Genomic DNA, 18,763 nt, shown 5'->3' with positions numbered 1-18,763 from the left:
ACGACAGGGGGGCCCGGCGCGTCGCCGGGCCCCCCGTGGTGCTGCCGTCTGTGCCGCCACGGCCGGTCGTGCGCGGCCGGTGGCGTGACCGCCGACTACTCGTCGCGCAGGTCCGCCGCGCTGGCGGCGGTCGCGCCGATCGAGTCGGCCGCCGAGGTGAGCAGGTCGGCGCCGAGCGCCTGGTCGACGGTGAGCGTCATCAGGGTCTCGCCGCCCGCCTCACGCCGGGCCACCTGCATCGCGGCGATGTTGATGCCCGACTCGCCGAGCAGGGTGCCGACGGTGCCGACGACGCCCGGCCGGTCGGCGTAGCGCAGGAAGAGCAGGATGCCCTCCGCGGCGATCTCCACGTCGAAACCGTCCACCTCGGTCAGCCGGGGGACGTCGCGGGCGCCCGAGTGGGTGACCGTACCGGAGACGCTTACCGTCCGGCCGTCCGGCAGAGCGCCGCGCACCGTCACCAGGGTGGGCTGGTCGGCCGTCTCGGCCAGGCTGTCCAGCGTGACCTCGACGCCGCGCTCGGCGGCCAGGTGCGGGGCGTTGACGTAGGTGACCTGCTCCTCGACCACGGAGCTGAACAGGCCCTTCGTCGCGGCGAGCTTGAGCACCGACACGTCGTGGCCCACGATCTCGCCGCGCACCTCGACGGCGACGCTGGCGGCGACCCCACCGGCGACGGCGGTGAACGCGCGGCCCAGCTTCTCGGCCAGCGGAAGCAGCGGCCGGACGTCCTCGGCGACCACGCCGCCGGCCTGGACGTTTACCGCGTCCGGGACGAACTCGCCCTGCAGCGCCAGCTTCACGCTCTTGGCAACGGCGAGGCCCGCCTTGTCCTGCGCCTCGTGCGTCGAGGCCCCCAGGTGCGGGGTGGCCACCACGTTGTCGAAGGCGAACAGCGGCGAGGAGGTGCAGGGCTCCTTGGAGTACACGTCCACGCCGGCGCCGGCGACCCGGCCTTCGGCGATGGCGTTCGCGAGCGCCTGCTCGTCCACCAGGCCACCGCGGGCGGCGTTCACGATGCGGACGCCGGGCTTGACGATCGCCAGCTCCTTCTCACCGATCAGGCCCACCGTCTCCGGCGTCTTGGGCAGGTGGATGGAGATGAAGTCGCTCTCGCGCAGCAGCTCGTCCAACCCGACCAGGCGGACGCCGAGCTGCGCCGCGCGGGCCGGCTGGATGTAGGGGTCGTACGCGATCAGCCGGGTGCCGAAGGCGGCGATGCGAGACGCGAAGAGCACCCCGATACGACCGAGCCCGACCACGCCGACGGTCTTGCCCTGCACCTCGACACCGGTGTACTTCGACCGCTTCCACTCCCCCGCCTTGAGCGCGGAGCTGGCGCTCGCGGTGTTGCGGGCCACGGCGAGCAGCAGTGCGACGGCCTGCTCGGCGGCGGACACGATGTTGGAGGTGGGCGCGTTGACGACCATGACGCCCCGGGCGGTGGCGGCCGGCACCTCGACGTTGTCCAGCCCGACGCCGGCCCGGGCGACCACCTTGAGTCGCGGCGCGGCGGCGATCGCCTCGGCGTCGATCTGGGTCGCGCTGCGCACGATGACGGCGTCGGCCTCGGAGAGCGCCGAGAGCAGGGCCGGACGGTCGGTGCCGTCGACGTGCCGGACGTCGAAGTCGTGGGCGAGCACCTCGATGGCGGCGGGGGCGAGTTCTTCGGCGATCAGTACGACAGGATTCATCGGTCCTCGTAGAGGTCGTGTTTGCGATCGGCCCGGGCGGCGGGGCGCCGCACTGCGCCCCACGCTGATCCGTGCCGTGGCCGTCAGGTGCCGGCTCAGCGCACCTACCCGCGATCGTAGGGGCCGCGCTGGCCGGCGTGTTCGGGTCTTCAGGGTGAGTGCCCTCACACGCGCGGTCGAGCGATGGACATCACCCGTTCACCACAGCGAAACCGCCGTCGCGCGCCGTGCGCACGGGTCGTGCTTACCACTGCGGTGAGCGACATACCTCAGAGGTATGAATATGACTCCCAGGTATACGGCTCACCAGCGACACTCCCACCCGAGCACGTGCCGAGGCCGCTACCGGCGTCGGCGCATTGCCGACGGCCCCGGGTCGCGCTGGGGAGAGCGCGGCCCGGGGCCGTCGGAGACTGTCGTCTGGCCGAGCGATCAGGCGGTCTCGGTGATCGGGCGGTCGACCCAGCTCATCATGCCGCGCAGCTTCTTGCCGGTCTCCTCGATCGGGTGCGCCGCACCCTCGGCCTGCCACTTGGTGAAGTTCGGCCGGCCGGCCTCGTCCTCGGCGACCCACTCGCGAGCGAACTCGCCGGACTGGATCTCGCCCAGGATCTTGCGCATCTCGTCCTTGACCCGGGAGTCGATGATGCGCGGGCCACGGGACAGGTCGCCGTACTCGGCGGTGTCGGAGATGCTGTACCGCATCTTCGCGATGCCGCCCTCGTACATGAGGTCGACGATCAGCTTCAGCTCGTGCAGGCACTCGAAGTAGGCCACCTCGGGGGCGTAACCCGCCTCGGTGAGCACCTCGAAGCCGGTCTGCACCAGGGCCGCCGCACCGCCGCAGAGCACCGCCTGCTCGCCGAAGAGGTCGGTCTCGGTCTCCTCGGTGAAGGTGGTCTTGATCGCGCCGGCCCGGGTGCCACCGATCCCCTTGGCGTACGCGAGGGCGAGCGCGAGCGCGTTGCCGCTGGCGTCCTGCTCGACGGCGACGAGGCAGGGCACGCCCTTGCCGTCGGCGTACTGGCGGCGGACCAGGTGACCCGGGCCCTTCGGTGCGACCATCGCCACGTCCACCTCGGCCGGGGGCTTGATCAGGCCGTACCGGATGTTGAAGCCGTGACCGAAGAAGAGCGCCTTGCCCGGGGCGAGGTGCGGCTCGATCGACTCGGTGTAGAGCTTGCGCTGGGCGGTGTCCGGCGCCAGCACCATGATCACGTCGGCCTCGGCGGCGGCCTGTGCCGGCGTGAGCACCCGCAGGCCCTGCTCCTCGGCCTTGGGACGGCTCTTCGAGCCCTCCGGCAGACCGATCACCACGTCGACGCCCGAGTCCCGCAGCGACAGCGCGTGGGCGTGACCCTGGCTGCCGTAGCCGATCACCGCGACCTTCCTGGCCTGGATCAGGCCGAGGTCGGCATCATCGTCGTAGTACACCTCAACGCTCATGAGAAACTTCCCTTTCGTACGACGGCCTGAGTGGCCCGTCGTGGTCTGTGCGGATGGGTCAGGCGGCGCGCAGCGCGGGGCCGGCGGTGATCGAACGCGAGCCGCGCCCGATGGCCACCAGCCCGGACTGGACCATTTCCTTGATGCCGAAGGCCTCGAGGTCGCGCAGCAGCGCGTCGAGCTTGTCCGGTGTGCCGGTGGCCTCGATGGTCAGCGTGTCCGGTGCGACGTCGACCACCCGGGCACGGAACAGGTTGACCGTCTCCAGCACCTGCGACCGCGCGGACCGGTCGGCGCGAACCTTCACCAGCAGCAGCTCGCGGGCAACCGAGACCTGCGGATCCAGCTCAACGATCTTGAGTACGTTGACCAGCTTGTTCAGCTGCTTGGTGACCTGCTCCAGCGGGGACGACTCCGCGTTGACCACGATGGTGATCCGGGAGACGTCCGGGTTCTCGGTCTCGCCGACGGCGAGGCTGTCGATGTTGAACCCGCGCCGGGAGAACAGGCCGGAGACCCGGGCGAGCACGCCGGGCTTGTTCTCCACCAGCACGGACAGGGTGTGCATCGTCATTAAATGTCATCCTCGTCGAAGACCGGGCGGACGCCACGGGCGAACATGATCTCGTCGTTGCTGGTGCCGGCGGCGACCATCGGCCAGACCATCGCGTCCTTGCCGACCACGAAGTCGATCACCACGGGCGCGTCGTTGATCTCCATGGCGGCGGCGATGGTCTTGTCCACGTCAGCCGCGCTCTCGCACCGCAGCCCGACACAGCCCAGGGCCTCGGCGAGCTTGACGAAGTCCGGAATGCGGTGCTTGTGGGTGCCGAGCTCGGTGTTGGAGTAGCGCTCGTTGTAGAAGAGCGTCTGCCACTGTCGGACCATGCCGAGATTGCCGTTGTTGATGACGGCGATCTTGACCGGGATGCCCTCCAACGCGCAGGTGGCCAACTCCTGGTTGGTCATCTGGAAGCAGCCGTCCCCGTCCACCGCCCAGACCACCGTGTCCGGCTTGCCGACCTTGGCGCCCATCGCCGCCGGAACCGCGTAGCCCATCGTGCCGAGACCGCCGGAATTCAACCAGGTGTACGGCTTCTCGTAGGAGATGAACTGCGACGCCCACATCTGGTGCTGGCCCACCCCGGCCACGAAGATCGCGTCCGAGCCGACGATCTCGCCCAGCCGCTTGATCACGTACTGCGGGGACAGGGTCCCGTCGACCGGCTCGTCGTAGCCCAGCGGGTAACGGTTGCGCAGGTCGTCCAGCTGCGTCCACCAGTCACCGAGGTCGGCGGTGCGCCCCGCCGACCGCTCAGCGGTGACCGCGGCGATCAGCTCATCGATGACGTGCTTGGCGTCGCCGACGATCGGCACGTCCACGTGCCGGTTCTTGCCGATCTCGGCGGGGTCGATGTCCGCGTGCACCACCGCCGCGTCCGGGGCGAACGAGTCCAGTTTGCCGGTGACCCGGTCGTCGAAGCGTGCGCCCAGCGCGACGATCAGATCCGCCTTCTGCAGGCCGTAGACCGCAGCGACCGTGCCGTGCATGCCGGGCATCCCCAGGTGCTGCTGATGCGAGTCGGGGAACGCGCCGAGCGCCATCAGCGTGGTGACCACCGGGATGCCGGTCAGCTCGGCCAGCCGGCGCAGCCCGTCGGTCGCGCCGGCCTTGAGCACCCCGCCGCCGACGTAGAGCACCGGCCGCCGGGCCGCGGCCATCAACCGCGCCGCCTCCCGGATCTGCTTACCGTGCGGGTGCAGGGTGGGCCGGTAGCCGGGCAGGTCCAGGGTGGGCGGCCAGGAGAAGGTGGTCGACGCCTGGAGCACGTCCTTGGGGATGTCGACCAGCACCGGGCCGGGCCGGCCGGTGCTGGCCAGGTGGAACGCCTCGGCCAGCACCTGCGGGATCTCCTCGGCGGTCTGCACGAGGAAGTTGTGCTTGGTGATCGGCAGCGTGATGCCCTGGATGTCCGCCTCCTGGAAGGCGTCGGTGCCGATCGACGGGCGGGCCACCTGGCCGGTGATCGCCACCATCGCCACCGAGTCCATGTACGCGTCGGCGATCGGCGTGACCAGGTTGGTCGCACCCGGGCCGGAGGTCGCGATGCAGACGCCGACCTTGCCGGTGGCCTGCGCGTAGCCGGTGGCCGCGTGCCCGGCGCCCTGCTCGTGGCGGACCAGGATGTGCCGGACGGTGGAGTCGTAGAGCGGGTCGTACGCCGGCAGGATCGCGCCGCCCGGGATGCCGAAGACGACGTCGACGCCGAGCGCCTCCAGGGACCGCACCAGCGAGCTGGCACCGGAGACCTGGGCCGGGGCGGCTGTCCGTACGGCCGGGACAGCCGGGGTGGCCGCGGCGCGCGCGGCGGCGGGGTCGACGGTGCCGGCCGGGTCGGCGGTCGCGCGGGCCCGCCGGGCGGTGTGGGCGAGGGTCTCGGGCGTGGGTCTCGTCATGGTGGTTCTGGCCTTCGGCTGGAGTGGCTGGGGCTTGTTCAGCGATGCGAGGCGGGCGTGGGCCCGTCGCGACAGGTTCCGACGGCAATAAAAACGGCCCTCGTGCAGATGCACGGGGCCAGCGCACTCTCGATGAGGGAGAGTGCGCTCAGGTAAGTACTCGCAGCGACCGGTACGACGACATGCGGCTAAGCCTGACGCATCTCACGCGATGAGTCAACTGATCCCACATGTTGGTTGACGGAGGGCGGCGAGTCGGCTGACACCGCGCCACCACCAGACGGCGTGACCTGCCCGGACCCGCCGGCAACCCGGCGCGGAGCGGGCAGCGGGGAGGGCCGCGCACCCGGCGAGGTGGCCGCCTCCAGCATCGCCTCCAGGTGCTCGGCCGGCACTCCCCAGCCGAACAGCGCGCCCTGCCCGAACCGGCAGCCCGCGGCGACCACCGCGGCCAACTCGGTAGGCGTGGTGACCCCCTCGGCGATGACCTCCAGGCCCAACTGGTGGCCCAGCCGCATCACGATGTCGACCATGGGCGCGAACGCCGGACCGTCCTGGCCCACCGGGCGGACCGGCTCGTGCTCGGCGACCAGGCTGTGGTCGATCTTCAGGATGTCGATCGGCAGTCGGCGCAGCTGCCCCAGGGACGAGTAGCCGGCGCCGAAGTCGTCCAGCGCGATCCGTACGCCGGTCAGTCGCAGCGCGGTCAGCCGCCGGATCAGCTCGTCCAGGTCGGTGGCGACCGCGTGCTCGGTGACCTCCAGCACCAGCCGCTGCGGCGGCACGTGGTGGGCCCGCAGGGCCTCGGCGACCTGGACCACGTACTCCGGGGCGTGCAGCTCGCGCGGCGAGACGTTCACCGAGACCCAGACGTCATGCCCGTCGGTCAGCCAACGGGAGAGCTGGTAGCAGGCCTGGTGCAGCACCCAGGCGCCGAGGGTGGCGATCATCCCGCACTCCTCGGCGAGCGGGATGAACTCGTCCGGGCGGATGTTGCCCAGCTCGGGGTGGTGCCAGCGCAGCAGCGCCTCGGCGCCGACCGGCCGCACCGACGGCAGCGAGGCCACCGGCTGGAAGGCCAGCCGCAGCTCGTCGCGCTCGATCGCGCCCCGCAGCTCGTGCTCCAGCGTGGTGCGGCGGCGCAGCAACTGGTCGTACGCGGCGTCGTAGCGCTCGATCCGGTTCTTGCCGCGTTGCTTGGCGTAGCGCAGCGCCAGGTCGGCGTGGCGCAGCAGCAGGTCCACGTCGGGTTCGCCGGCCCACCCGGCCACGCCGATGCTCACGGACAGGAAGACCGGGCCCTCCGGCTGGTCGTACGGCCGGTTGAGCACGCCGAGCAGCCGCTCGGCCACCCGGTCCGCCTCGGTCGGTCGGGCCGGCATGAGTACGGCGAACTCGTCGCCGCCGAGCCGGGCCGCCACGTCACCCGGGCGCAGGTTGCCGCGCAGCCGGCGGCCCACCTCGGCCAACACGGCGTCGCCCACGTCGTGGCCCCGCATGTCGTTGACGTTCTTGAAGCCGTCCAGATCCAGACCGAGCAGCACGCACGGGGTGCCGGCCGCCGCGCCGTCGTGCAGCGCCCGCAGCAGCCCTCGCCGGTTGGCCAGCGACGTCAGGGGGTCGGTGTGCGCCAGCTCACGGAAGTGCGCCTCCCGCTCGGCCAGCCGGCCGGCGTAGTCCCGGACGTCCTTGAGGGTGAGGTACTGCCGGGCCACCAGGGCGAAGCCCTCGACGCTGCCGGCGACGATGCCGGGCGCCGTGAACCGCCCGTCCTGCAGGAGGTGGTACATCGCCGAGGCCGCCATGGCCAGCATCGGGGCGATGGCGTACTCGCCGTCGCGACCGATCAGGTCCAGCTCGACGTGCCCGGGCCGGTCGGCCTGGTGGACGGCGAGCGCGACGGTCAGCAGACCGGCGGCCAGCACCGCCGCGCCGGCGAGCGCCATGGTCGGCCCCGCCTGGCAGAGCCCGGCGCTGAGGCCCAAACCGCCGCAGCTCACCGCGCTGATCCCGGCCGCGAGCACGGCCAGCCGCTGACGCGGGGCGGCGGCCCGGAAGACGACGATCACGGCGAGGCCGGCGCCGAGCGCCGCGCTCACCGTCGCCACCAGGATCGCCGGGCAGGCCATCGGCGTGGCGGCGCCGAGCAGCCGGGTCGGCTCGGAGAAGAGCACCCAGCCGACGAACCACAGCGCCGCCGCCATGGTCAGACCGTCCAGGGCGAGCCGGGCGGTCCCCGCGGCGGTGGCGGCGACCCCCGGCAGCCGGAGCAGCCCGGCCGCGAAGGCCAGCCCGCTCACCGCCGTACCGATCGCCGCCACGGTGGCCCAGCCGGTGCGCTGGCTCTGCTCGTGGGCCCAGTGCTCGTTGGTGGAGAGCACCGCCACCAGACCGACCAACAGGCTGGCCAGGGACGTCCCGGCGGCCGCCGCGAGCAGCAGGTGCGCCGGCCGGCGCGGCCCGCTGCGCCGCCGCGCGACCATGGTCAGCAGCACGGTGGCCGCGGCTGCGACCACGCCGCTCAGCGCCGCGACGGCGACCATGCCCGGGGGGAGATGCACGCCATCAAGAGTGCCGGATGAGTGCACGCCGTGGGAGACCGGATGTGCATCTGTTGGGACACGGCGGATACTCCGGATGCCTGACGCGGCGGCGGTGTCATGCTGGTACACATGCCTGAGCTGCGATCGAGGACTTCCACACACGGTCGGACGATGGCCGGCGCCCGGGCCCTCTGGCGGGCCACCGGGATGACCGACGACGATTTCGGAAAGCCGATCGTCGCCATCGCCAACAGTTTCACCCAGTTCGTGCCCGGTCACGTCCACCTGAAGGACATGGGCGGTCTGGTCGCCGACGCGGTGGCCGAGGCCGGCGGCGTCGGGCGGGAGTTCAACACGATCGCGGTCGACGACGGCATCGCGATGGGCCACGGCGGCATGCTCTACTCCCTGCCCAGCCGCGAGTTGATCGCCGACGCGGTGGAGTACATGGTCAACGCGCACTGCGCGGACGCCCTGGTCTGCATCTCGAACTGCGACAAGATCACCCCGGGCATGCTGCTGGCCGCGCTGCGCCTCAACATCCCGACCGTCTTCGTCTCCGGCGGCCCGATGGAGGCCGGCAAGACGACGGCGATCGAGGGCGTCGTGCACAGCAAGATCGACCTGATCGACGCGATGATCGCTTCCTCGAACGAGGCGGTGACCGACGAGCAGCTCGGCGAGATCGAGCGCTCCGCCTGCCCCACCTGCGGCTCCTGCTCCGGGATGTTCACCGCCAACTCGATGAACTGCCTCACCGAGGCCATCGGGCTGGCGCTGCCCGGCAACGGCTCGACGCTGGCCACCCACGCCGCGCGCCGGTCGCTCTTCGTCGAGGCCGGCCGCACCGTCGTGGACATCGCCAAGCGGTGGTACGACGGCGACGACGACTCGGTGCTCCCCCGTACGGTCGCCTCCAAGGCCGCCTTCGAGAACGCGGTCGCCCTGGACGTGGCGATGGGCGGCTCCACCAACACCGTGCTGCACCTGCTCGCCGCCGCCCGCGAGGCGGAACTGGACTTCGGTGTCGCCGACATCGACGCCATCTCCCGGCGGGTTCCGTGCCTGGCCAAGGTCGCCCCGAACTCGCCGAAGTACCACATGGAGGACGTGCACCGGGCCGGTGGCATCCCGGCGATCCTCGGCGAGCTGGACCGGGCCGGGCAGCTCAACCGGAACGTGCACGCCGTGCACTCCCCTTCGCTGGCGCAGTGGCTCTCCGACTGGGACGTGCGCGGCGGCTCGCCGACGCCGACGGCGGTCGAGCTGTTCCACGCCGCTCCCGGCGGGGTCCGCACCGTCGAGCCCTTCTCCACCACCAACCGCTGGTCGACGCTGGACACCGACGCGACCGAGGGCTGCATCCGCGACCGCGAGCACGCGTACTCCGCCGACGGCGGCCTCGCCATCCTGCACGGCAACCTGGCCCCGGACGGCTGCGTCGTGAAGACCGCAGGCGTGCCGGACGACTGTCTGACCTTCCGCGGCCCGGCGAAGGTCTACGAGTCGCAGGACGACGCGGTGACGGCAATCCTCGCCAAGGAGGTCGTCGCCGGCGACGTCGTGGTGATCCGCTACGAGGGCCCGAAGGGTGGCCCCGGCATGCAGGAGATGCTCTACCCCACCTCGTTCCTCAAGGGTCGCGGGCTGGGCCGCTCGTGCGCGCTGCTCACCGACGGCCGCTTCTCCGGCGGCACGTCCGGCCTCTCCATCGGCCACGCCTCCCCCGAGGCCGCCTCCGGAGGGCTGATCGCCCTGGTCCGCGAGGGCGACGAGATTGTCATCGACATCCCGGGCCGGTCGATCTCCCTCAACGTGGCGGAGGACGAGCTGGAGGCGCGACGGGTGGCCGAGGAGAAGCGCGACAAGCCGTACACCCCGACCAACCGGCAGCGGCCGGTGTCGGCGGCGCTGCGCGCGTACGCCTCGATGGCCACCTCAGCCAGCGACGGCGCCTACCGACGCGTCCCCGAGTAGCCCCCGCACCGCGCCGCCGGCGCTTGATCAACGCGACTTCGGCGATATCGGGGTATCCCATCGACCCGGATACCCCGATATCAGCGATCTCGTGTCGATCAAGGCCGCCGGACAGTCCTCACGTCACCCAGAGATGGCGCAGGTCGGTGGCTTGGGCGACGAGGCGTACGCCGTCATCGTCGTGTCGGTGCACGGCGCAGCCGGCGCGGGTGAAACGCACGGTGACCGCCTGCCCGGCGTGCCGGGCGGCAAGCCGGAGCAGGTCCGGCTCGGGGTCGGCGACGAGGTCGCGTGGCGCCGACCAGGGTGCCGGGATCGGGACCGCCGGGTCGGTCGGGGCGGCCCCGGCGACGGCGTCGGTCAGGCATTCCCGGCACCAGGCGAGGGCGGCGGCCAGGCTCGGCCGGTAGGGCAGGTCGTCGGGGCGCACGGGTGCGTCAGACGGCTGCACCTCGACCGACCAGCGCAGGCCGTCGGCCAGCAACGGGTCACCGCTGTGGTGTCGCAGGTCGCGCACGGCCACCACCAGGGCCAGGTCGAGGCCGAGGGCGAGTCGCAGCAGCTCGACCAGCGGCGGCGCGTTGGGAGAGGCAGCCACCACGATCAGACGGCCGGCGGCAGTGCCACGCCCGGCACCGCGCACGTGCTCTCCCACCGGGTCGGCCCCGGCCCAGGGCAGGGTCACGTACCCGTCGCGCAGGTCCCGGTCGATGTCGAGCCCGCCGTCGGCGTCGCGGAGGTCCTCAGGCCGCGCGCCGAGGACGGCCGACCAGGAGCCGAGCCGGTAGCGGTCGGGGAGCCGTTGGGCTGGGTGGCGACCAGCGGCGCGACCTCGGGCGTGCCGGCCTGCCAGGTCAGGTGCATCACCCGGTGCCGCAGGTCGGTGACGGTGACCAGCAGGGTCTGGTGCAGGCGGTGGGTGCCCCCGCAGGTGAAACAGTGCAGGGCCGACGGGCGCAGGCCAGCGCCACAGCAGTCCGGGCAGTCGGGTTCGGCAGGCCGATCGCCGAGCCGGCAGTCACAGGTCCGTAGCCGGTTGTGCGGTCGGCAGTCCGGGCAGGGCCGCCAGTCGACGGGTTCGCCCAGCCAGGACGGGTCGGGTGGTTCGTAGCCGCGGCTCAGTGGCACCCGCACGCGGCGGACCACCTGGCCGGTGGGCTGCTCCGCGAGGATCTCCACCGGCTCGCCGGGGCGCAGCGTGGTGTGCCACCAGCGGCCGTCGCGCCAGAGGGCCTGCGCGCCGGGTAGCTCGTCGCCGTGGGTCGCGTCGACGCAGTCGGCGAGGACGCGGCGTTCGAGCTGGTCGACGTCCGCCCTCGGCGCGACGGGTGGGCGCGGCGAGTCGGGGCACAGCAGCCGGGCGGGGGCCGCCAGGCCGCGCTCCGCGAGACCGGTGAGCGCCGTGGACACGTCCGTGTGGGTCAGCACCTCCGGCAGATCCCGGTACCAGCCGGGCGACCCGGACGGCACCGGTGACCCGGGCACCTCGTACCGAAGGGCCCAACCGAACCCCGCGCCCTGCTGGCGGGCCTCGACGACCAGGTCGAGCAGCAGCAGGTCGGCCAGCGCACAGAGCCGGGCCAGCCGGGCGGCCGGGTCGACGGCGGGCGCGGCGCTTGACCGCCCCAGCACCAGCCGCCAGGGAGCGTGATCGGCGCGCAGGATGGCATGGGCCTCCAGCTCGTGCCGAAGCGCTGCCGGCAGGTCGGGCCGCCACTGCCGGTCCAGCCACAGCGAAGGCGCGTCGGCGTCGGCCACGACCGCGCCGACGGTGGCGGCGAGTTCGCGTACCCGGGAAGCAAGGTCGACCACCCAATGGCCCGCCGGGTCGCGGAGGGGGTCGAGGCCGCCGGGCACGACCTGGTGGGACGCGACCGCGCCGGTGTCCAGGTTGGCGACGGTGACCACGAGCTGCGCCCGCCGCCGGCCGCGCCGCCCGCACCGACGACAGGGGTACGCGACGCTGCCCGCGCCGCGACACTGCTCGCAGTTCCGGTACGCCTCCCGGCGCGGCCCGAGCGCGTCGGCGTCGGCGAGGAACCGGTCGCCGTAGGTGGTGCACCGGCACGGTTCCAGCGTGAATGTCATCCCGTCGCAGTCGGGGCAGGCGACGACGGGCACGGTGGTCACCGACACCGCCGGGCCGTGCAGTCACCGTCGTGTTCCACGCGCCGCACGCATCGCCGACCGCCGTCGAGCGGCAGGTCGCAGAAGACCCGATGGCGTACGCCCTGAGCATCCTCGGCGGACACGGTGGTCTCACCGGCGTCCACTTCGGTGAGGAAGGTCAGTGAGCGGGCCAGGGTGCCGGCGAAGTGCTGGGCTGCCGGCAGGTCGGCAGCGGTGAACGGCAGGTGCGCCACCCAACGGGCGCTCACCGGCGGGCCTCTCGGTAGGACGCCAGCCGGGATGGGTCGACTCGAAGAATCGCGCGCACGCCTTCTCCTCACTGACGGATTCGATCGGCAATTGACAGGCGAATGGAATTGCGCGGTCATCGCCTTTGTCGGACCCATCTTGTAAGGTCAGAGGCGCTATCACAATGAATGTCGACGCACACTGTTCCAGTATTTGTGGGCAACATTCCCCTGTTGCAGAACGGCCGTCGGGATGTTGCAAAACTCAACAGGAAGGAGAGCCGCGTGGCCGACGACATGGGCTCGACGGTGCCCCGACGCCAGCTCGGCAGAGCGCTGCGTGACCTGCGCACCGAGGCGGGGGCGACCCTCGACGCGGTCGCCGAGGCACTGGAGTGCAGCCGGCAGAAGGTGTGGCGGATCGAGAGCGGGCTCGGCTCGGTGCGCGGCGTCGACGTCCGAGCGATGTGCGAACTGTACGGGGCGACGGGCGAGCTGACCCGGGCTTTGACCTCCCTGGCCGGCGAGACCAGAGCCAAGGGGTGGTGGCATGCGTACGGCGATGCGGTCCCCGAATGGTTCGAGCTGTACGTCGGCCTCGAATCCGCCGCAAGCCGGATCCGCCGCTACGACGAATCGTTGATTCCCGGCTTGTTGCAGACCCGAGGCTATGCGCTCGCCGTCTACCAACACCGATCTGAGGTTGACGACGACGAACGCGAGCGACTGGTTCAGGTGCGGCTTCAGCGACAGTCACTGCTGGCGCGTCGCCTACCGGCGGCACCCAAGCTTGACGTCGTGATCTCCGAGGGCGCACTGCTCCGCATCGTGGGCGACCGGAGCACGATGGCCGAGCAACTACACCACCTGCTTCATGTCGGCGCGCGGGAATCCGTGACCATCCGAGTTCTGCCGCTGGCGGTCGGCCTTCATCGCGGAGTCGAGGCCGGCACCTTCGTCATGTTGGAGTTCCCGCTGGGCAACCGGGCAACACCAGAACCCCCGATCATCTACAGCGAGTCGTGGACCGGAGCGCTCTACCTCGACCGTCCTGAAGAGTTCGCCGCCTACGAGAAGGTCTGGGCAAGCCTGGATCAGCTTGCCCTCGATGAAGGACAATCGAGGCACCTGATCAACAAGATCATCGGGGAGGTACACCATGGCTGATCTGACCGACGCCCGATGGCGTAAGAGCACCCGTAGCGGCAGCAACGGCGGCGACTGTGTCGAGGTTGCCGACAATCTGCCCGGCATCGTCGCGGTCCGCGACAGCAAGGACCCGCACGGTCCGACTCTCACCTTCACCCCTACCGCCTGGGCCAGCTTCGTACAGACGACCAGCACCTTCCGCTGAGACACCGGCGGGTGTCTCGGGGCCGCCCGAGACACCTGTCCAGGTTGACTTGGCATCCGTGCAGGGGCCGCGGTTTGCTCATGACCCCGTGGCTTCCGCTCGCTGTCCACTCCCGGGGCACTCCTCGGGCGGGGCGTAGGCACGAATGGTGCCGTTGTGCCGCGCAACTCTTCCGTCAGCGGTGAGGGCTACGACGCGTTTGCAGACGGCGCACCGGCCCCGCTGGTGCTGCGAGCGCTGAGTCACCTTGCCTCCCCAGGTAGATCGTTGCACGCCTTCAGTCCACGGAACAGGACTACTTCAACGGCCTCAACCAGGAGGCATGGGTACGGCCTCGGGTGGTCGTCGTTACAGAACGCGGCTCGCCGGTCAACGTGGTTGTGCTGATCGACCGGGGCTGACGGAATGGCTGCCGAGCGACAGAATGGGTTCGTGAGAGCCTATGTCGGAGTCACCGATGGGGACTGGTTCCGGTTTCTAGCGGCTCGTCCGCACCTCGCCGAGGTCAACTTCTGGCGTCCCGCGGGCTCTCGGGCCTTCCGCGCGCTGTCACCCGGCGAGCCCTTCTTCTTCAAGACCCACCACCCGCACAACCGTGTGGTGGGCGGTGGCTTCTTCAGTGGCTTTGCGCAGTTGCGCGTGTCGGAGGCTTGGGACCTGTTCCAGGAAGGCAACGGAGTCTCGGACCTCGCCGGGATGCGGCGGATCATCGGGAGATACCGGTCGGGACCAATCCCCGCCTCCGAGGATCCGCTGATCGGCTGCGTCCTGATCCGCGACACCGTCTTCTTCCCCGCCAGTGAGCCCACCGGGCCACCGCCAGACTTCGCCTCGAACATCGTTCAGGGCAAGGGATACGTCGTCGCGAACGAGACGCCCTTCGGCTACTTCGAGGTGTTGATAAGACGGCTGCTCGGTACCCCCATCGAGCTCGATTTCAACGAGCCCTGGCACCGACCCGGGCCGGTGTTCGGAGACCCGCGCCTCAGGCCGAACCGGTTGGGGCAACAGTCGTTCAAGGCAGTGGTCCTCGACGCCTACGGCCGGCGGTGCGCCATCACCGGTGACCGGATTCAGCCGGTGCTCCAGGCGGCGCACATCAGACCTCTCCCTGCCGGAGGTGAGCACAGGCTGGACAACGGGATGCTGCTCCGGTCCGACGTGCACACCCTCTTCGACCACGGCTATCTCGGCATCGACCCCAAGCATCGGCTGATGGTCAGTCCGCGCCTGCGGGCCGAGTTCGGTAACGGCGAACAGTTCTACGCCCGAGCTGGCACGTCGATCACCGTCCCGACCGCCACTCGCGACCGTCCGCATCGCGAGTTCCTGGAGTGGCACCTCGACGAGGTGTACCAAGCAGCATGAGATCCCGGGGTACCCAACCCGCAGTTCCTCCCGTATTGCGCCAGGCATTGCCCCCGACTGCGAGCGCTGATTGCTCCGCCGTCGAGGTGACCATCGGCGGACTGCGGAGAGCGTGATGCCGCTGAGTCATCAAGATGACTGTGGTGCATCACGCTCATCGCAAAATCCGTCGCCGGCTGCGAGGCTGCTCGATCAACACGACTTCGCCGAAATGGCGGTATCGGGGCCGCCGGACACCGTCAAATCGGCGAAGTCGTGTTGATCAGGCGGTGAACGGCTCAGTCCGGCTGGATGTCGTTGACGCAGCGCAGCACCGGTCGGGCGGTCAGCGCCACCGGGTCCAGCGGCCCGTCGGCCCGCACGATGAACGTCGCCGACTCGTCCGGGAGCAGGGTGACCAGGGCAACGTCCACGGTGGCCGAGGCGTCCAGTCGATCAGGGAAGAGAACAAGGTCGCGCAGCACCGTGCGCGCCGTCACCCGCACCCGCTGCCCACCGTCGAGCGGCTCGACCGTGGCGTCCCAGGCCGCCGCCGGCCAGTCGACGTCCCGGTCCTCGGCGAAGAACCACAGCGCCCGCTCGACGCCCGCCTCGACCACGAGCAACTCACGCCGGGCCTCGTCCGGTCGGGCCAGATCCGCCGGCAGTGCCAGCGTCACCGCCGAGTACGCCGGGACGTCGAGGTCGACCGAGGTCTTCGCCCTCGGCTCCCCGGTGAGGGTGGCGCGCGTGACCGTGGCCGGCGCGCTCCATGCCTCGGCTGTCTCGTTCACCGCGACCAGGGCCAGGCCGCCGTCGCGGGGCTGCACGGTGAGCAGCCGGTCGGCGTACGCGTGGCGCAGCGCGTACCACAGGGGTTTGCGGCGGCCGTCGCCGTCGACGGCCGACCAGGAGGTGACCGGCCAGCAGTCGTTGAGCTGCCAGACGATGGTGCCCGCGCAGACGTCCCGGTGCGACCGGAAGTGCTCGACCCCCAGTTGGATGGCCCGCGCCTGGTTGAGTTGGGTCAGGTAGTGCCAGTCGTCGAAGTCCGCCGGGGCGGGCAGGTGTGCGTCCAGGCCCCGCTGGAGCTTGGCGTCGCCGTCGGCGGCCTTCTGGTGGTGGGCCATGCCCGGCGAGTCGGAGGCGAGGGGTTCGTCGCTCAGAGCCCGGCGCAGGGTGGCGTACGCCGGTGGGGCCTGGTAGCCGAACTCGGCGACGAAGCGCGGGACGTACTCCCGGTATTTCGTGTAGTCGTCGGTGTTCCACACGTCCCAGATGTGGGTGGTGCCGTGCGCCGGGTCGTTGGGGTGGATCGTCTCGGTGCCCGACCAGGGGCTGCCCGGCCAGTACGGACGGGTCGGGTCCAGCTCGCCGACGATGCGGGGCAGGACGTCGAGGTAGTAGCCGCGTCCCCAGGTGCGGCCCGCCAGGGGTTCCTGCCAGTCCCAGTCGTGCCAGCCCCAGATGTTCTCGTTGTTGCCGGTCCACAGGACCAGCGACGGGTGGGGCGTCAGGCGGGTCACCTGCTCGGCGGCCTCGGCGGCGACCTCGCTGGCGAACGGCTCCTCCTCGGGGTACGCGGCACAGGCGAAGAGAAAGTCCTGTTGGACGAGCAGCCCGCGTTCGTCGGCGAGGTCGTAGAAGTCCTCCGACTCGTACCGGCCGCCGCCCCAGACGCGCAGCAGGTTGACGTTGGCCCCGATCGCCTGGTCGAACCGCCCGGCCAGCCGATCCCGCGTGATCCGGGTGGGGAAGACGTCGTCGGGGATCCAGTTCACGCCGCGCACGACGACCGGAACGTCGTTGACCGACAGCACGAACGGGGTGCCGTGTTCGTCGGGGGTGGTGTCCAGTCGCACCGAGCGGAAGCCGACCCGCCGCGACCAGCCATCCAGGGTCTCGCCGTCCGGCGCGTGCAGGGTCACCTCCAGCAGGTGGCGGGCCTGTTCGCCGTACCCCCGTGGCCACCACAGCGCGGGCTCGCGGACGGTGAGGCTCAGCACGGCCGTGCGCTGCCCGGCCGGGACGACCACGTCCGCGCTGACGCCGGCGACGGTGGCGCGCACGGTCAGCGGGACGGCCGCGACGCGCTCGACCTCGACGTGCACGTCGACCCGGCCGTCACGGCCGGCGAGGGTGACCAGCGGGCGGACGGTGGCCAGCCGGGCGGTGGACCAGGCGTGCAGGCCGATGTCCTGCCAGATGCCGGCGGTCACCAGCGTGGGCCCCCAGTCCCAGCCGAAGTTGCAGGCCATCTTGCGGACGAACTGGAAGGGCTCCGGATACGCGTTGGGGCGGTCGCCGAGGCGGTCACGCTGCGCCTCGGCGTAGCGGTAGGCGGAGTCGAACGCGACGGCCAGGTCGTTGTCGCCGTCGCGCAGCAGCGAGGAGACGTCGAAGCGGTGGCCGCGGTGCATGTTCTCGGTACGGCCGACCTCGACCCCGTTGACGCTGATGGCGGCGACCGTGTCCAGGCCGGCGCAGACCAGGTCGATCCGGTCGTGGTCGCCGGGTGGGCGGCGAAAGGTCGTCCGGTAGTGCCAGTCGGTGCGCCCGATCCAGGTCAGGGACAGCTCGTTGTCGTCGAGGTACGGGTCGGGGATCAGCCCGGCGTCGAGCAGGTCGGTGTGCACGCAACCGGGCACGGTCGCCGGCACGGCCTGCCCGGCGATCGCGGCCGGCACCTGCGCTCCGGGTGCCGCCCGCAGGGTCCAGCCGTCGTGGAGTGCCTGTCGACTCAAGACTTCACCGCGCCTTCCATGATTCCGCGGACGATCTGTCGTCCACCGAGAAACAGCATGATCAGTAGGGGGATGGTCGCCACGAACGCCCCGGCGAGCACCCGACGGTAGATGACGTAGTTGCCGCTGGCCAGGTCGGAGATGGCCACCATCGAGGTCGGGAAGTCGGTGCCGCTCAGGGTGATCAGCGGCCACTGGAAGTCGTTCCAGGTTGCCACGAAGGTGAGCAGGCCGAGCACCGCGAGGGCCGGTCGGATCGCCGGCAGGACGATGGAGCGGTAGACCCGCATGGTGGTGGCCCCGTCCATCCGCGCCGACTCGATCAGCTCGTCGGGCACGGTGTTGAGGATGAACTGCCGCATGTAGAAGACGCCGAAGGCGGTGACCAGGCCCGGCGCGATCACGGCCAGCAGGGTGCCGTTCCAGCCCAGCTTGCCCATGACGATGTAGAGCGCGACGACGCCGAGCTGATTGGGCACGGTGAGGGTGAGCACCACGAACAGCATCAGCCACCGGCTGCCGGCGAAGCGCAGCTTGGCGAACGCGAACCCGGCGAGCGAGCAGAAGAACAGCATCGAGGCGGTCACCACGGTCGCGACGATGACGCTGTTGACCAGCGACGCGGCGAAGTACACGTCCTGCAGGGAGAAGACCTCGTCGAGGTTGACGAGGAAACGGTCACCGGGTATCACCGTCGGCGGGAGCTGCGCCAGCGCCTCGTCGTCGCTGGTGGCGATGACGAACATCCAGTACAGCGGGAACGCCGCGAACAGCATGGTGGTGGCGAGCAGCAGGTACGTGCCGAGGCCGGCCGGGGTCTCCTGCGGGGCGCGGCCCATCAGGG

14 protein-coding genes are annotated in these 18,763 nt (G+C 71.0%); 4 read left to right on the top strand and 10 right to left on the bottom strand.

The features are described 5' to 3' along the window. Window positions 1-95: 95 nt before the first annotated feature. The 5 genes from serA to ABZT87_RS03130 form a co-directional block, all read right to left on the bottom strand. Window positions 96-1,694 carry a phosphoglycerate dehydrogenase gene (gene serA, locus ABZT87_RS03150; protein WP_355133301.1) on the bottom strand — a complete coding sequence of 533 codons (1,599 nt, stop codon included), beginning with the start codon at window positions 1,692-1,694 and terminating at the stop codon, window positions 96-98. Window positions 1,695-2,126: 432 nt separating this feature from the next. After that, window positions 2,127-3,140, bottom strand: a complete 1,014-nt coding sequence (gene ilvC / locus ABZT87_RS03145) for a ketol-acid reductoisomerase (protein ID WP_355133300.1) — start codon at window positions 3,138-3,140, stop codon at window positions 2,127-2,129. A gap of 58 nt (window positions 3,141-3,198) precedes the next feature. Next, complete coding sequence (gene ilvN / locus ABZT87_RS03140; RefSeq protein WP_088946549.1) at window positions 3,199-3,714, bottom strand: acetolactate synthase small subunit; 516 nt, start codon at window positions 3,712-3,714, stop codon at window positions 3,199-3,201. Next, window positions 3,714-5,597, bottom strand: a complete 1,884-nt coding sequence (locus tag ABZT87_RS03135) for an acetolactate synthase large subunit (RefSeq protein ID WP_355133298.1) — start codon at window positions 5,595-5,597, stop codon at window positions 3,714-3,716. Before ABZT87_RS03135 ends, ilvN begins: the two co-directional genes overlap by 1 nt. A 188-nt stretch (window positions 5,598-5,785) precedes the next feature. Next, window positions 5,786-8,158: a bifunctional diguanylate cyclase/phosphodiesterase gene (locus ABZT87_RS03130; RefSeq protein WP_355133296.1), complete on the bottom strand. Its 2,373-nt coding sequence runs from the start codon at window positions 8,156-8,158 to the stop codon at window positions 5,786-5,788. Window positions 8,159-8,269: 111 nt separating this feature from the next. On the opposite strand from ABZT87_RS03130, the gene ilvD reads away from it, so the two are divergent. Beyond that, window positions 8,270-10,117, top strand: coding sequence for a dihydroxy-acid dehydratase (ilvD, locus tag ABZT87_RS03125; RefSeq protein WP_355133294.1), 1,848 nt, complete (start codon window positions 8,270-8,272; stop codon window positions 10,115-10,117). 118 nt (window positions 10,118-10,235) lie between these two features. Here the strand turns inward: ilvD and ABZT87_RS03120 are convergent, their stop codons facing one another. The 3 genes from ABZT87_RS03120 to ABZT87_RS03110 are packed head-to-tail and all read right to left on the bottom strand — an operon-like array spanning window position 10,236 to window position 12,495. Further along, window positions 10,236-10,802: a hypothetical protein gene (locus ABZT87_RS03120; protein ID WP_355133292.1), complete on the bottom strand. Its 567-nt coding sequence runs from the start codon at window positions 10,800-10,802 to the stop codon at window positions 10,236-10,238. After that, window positions 10,799-12,247: a hypothetical protein gene (locus tag ABZT87_RS03115; protein ID WP_355133290.1), complete on the bottom strand. Its 1,449-nt coding sequence runs from the start codon at window positions 12,245-12,247 to the stop codon at window positions 10,799-10,801. The genes ABZT87_RS03120 and ABZT87_RS03115 overlap by 4 nt, the downstream gene beginning before the upstream one ends. Continuing rightward, on the bottom strand, window positions 12,244-12,495 hold the full coding sequence (locus ABZT87_RS03110) for a hypothetical protein (RefSeq protein ID WP_151490554.1): 252 nt from the start codon (window positions 12,493-12,495) through the stop codon (window positions 12,244-12,246). Before ABZT87_RS03110 ends, ABZT87_RS03115 begins: the two co-directional genes overlap by 4 nt. Before the next feature lie 264 nt (window positions 12,496-12,759). Between ABZT87_RS03110 and ABZT87_RS03105 the strand changes: the two genes are divergently transcribed. The 3 genes from ABZT87_RS03105 (at window position 12,760) to ABZT87_RS03095 (ending at window position 15,196) form a co-directional block, all read left to right on the top strand. Continuing rightward, window positions 12,760-13,641: a helix-turn-helix transcriptional regulator gene (locus ABZT87_RS03105; protein WP_355133287.1), complete on the top strand. Its 882-nt coding sequence runs from the start codon at window positions 12,760-12,762 to the stop codon at window positions 13,639-13,641. Next, entirely contained in the window at window positions 13,634-13,828 is a 195-nt protein-coding gene (locus ABZT87_RS03100) for a DUF397 domain-containing protein (RefSeq protein ID WP_355133285.1), read from the top strand. The genes ABZT87_RS03105 and ABZT87_RS03100 overlap by 8 nt, the downstream gene beginning before the upstream one ends. A gap of 432 nt (window positions 13,829-14,260) precedes the next feature. Further along, on the top strand, window positions 14,261-15,196 hold the full coding sequence (locus tag ABZT87_RS03095) for an HNH endonuclease (RefSeq protein ID WP_355133283.1): 936 nt from the start codon (window positions 14,261-14,263) through the stop codon (window positions 15,194-15,196). A 278-nt stretch (window positions 15,197-15,474) separates the two neighbouring features. Here the strand turns inward: ABZT87_RS03095 and ABZT87_RS03090 are convergent, their stop codons facing one another. Together ABZT87_RS03090 and ABZT87_RS03085 are read right to left on the bottom strand one after the other, a co-directional pair. Next, a complete protein-coding gene (locus ABZT87_RS03090) occupies window positions 15,475-17,919 on the bottom strand; it encodes a glycoside hydrolase family 2 protein (protein WP_355133281.1) in 2,445 nt (814 codons plus the stop codon). After that, the gene (locus ABZT87_RS03085; protein WP_354858738.1) at window positions 17,916-18,758 is read right to left on the bottom strand and encodes a carbohydrate ABC transporter permease; all 843 of its coding nucleotides are present in this window, start codon (window positions 18,756-18,758) and stop codon (window positions 17,916-17,918) included. Before ABZT87_RS03085 ends, ABZT87_RS03090 begins: the two co-directional genes overlap by 4 nt. Window positions 18,759-18,763: the final 5 nt, after the last annotated feature.

The organism is Micromonospora sp. NPDC005237, from assembly GCF_040607775.1.
GTDB lineage: Bacteria > Actinomycetota > Actinomycetes > Mycobacteriales > Micromonosporaceae > Micromonospora.
The sequence above is the reverse complement of the archived record's forward strand: the minus strand, read 5'-3'. Positions and strand labels throughout refer to the sequence as shown.

Coding starts and splice junctions, on each gene's coding strand:
- serA (WP_355133301.1), bottom strand. CDS start 1,694: ATGAATCCTGTCGTACTGATCGCCGAAGAACTCGCCCCCGCCGCCATC.
- ilvC (WP_355133300.1), bottom strand. CDS start 3,140: ATGAGCGTTGAGGTGTACTACGACGATGATGCCGACCTCGGCCTGATC.
- ilvN (WP_088946549.1), bottom strand. CDS start 3,714: ATGACGATGCACACCCTGTCCGTGCTGGTGGAGAACAAGCCCGGCGTG.
- ABZT87_RS03135 (WP_355133298.1), bottom strand. CDS start 5,597: ATGACGAGACCCACGCCCGAGACCCTCGCCCACACCGCCCGGCGGGCC.
- ilvD (WP_355133294.1), top strand. CDS start 8,270: ATGCCTGAGCTGCGATCGAGGACTTCCACACACGGTCGGACGATGGCC.
- ABZT87_RS03100 (WP_355133285.1), top strand. CDS start 13,634: ATGGCTGATCTGACCGACGCCCGATGGCGTAAGAGCACCCGTAGCGGC.
- ABZT87_RS03085 (WP_354858738.1), bottom strand. CDS start 18,758: ATGGGCCGCGCCCCGCAGGAGACCCCGGCCGGCCTCGGCACGTACCTG.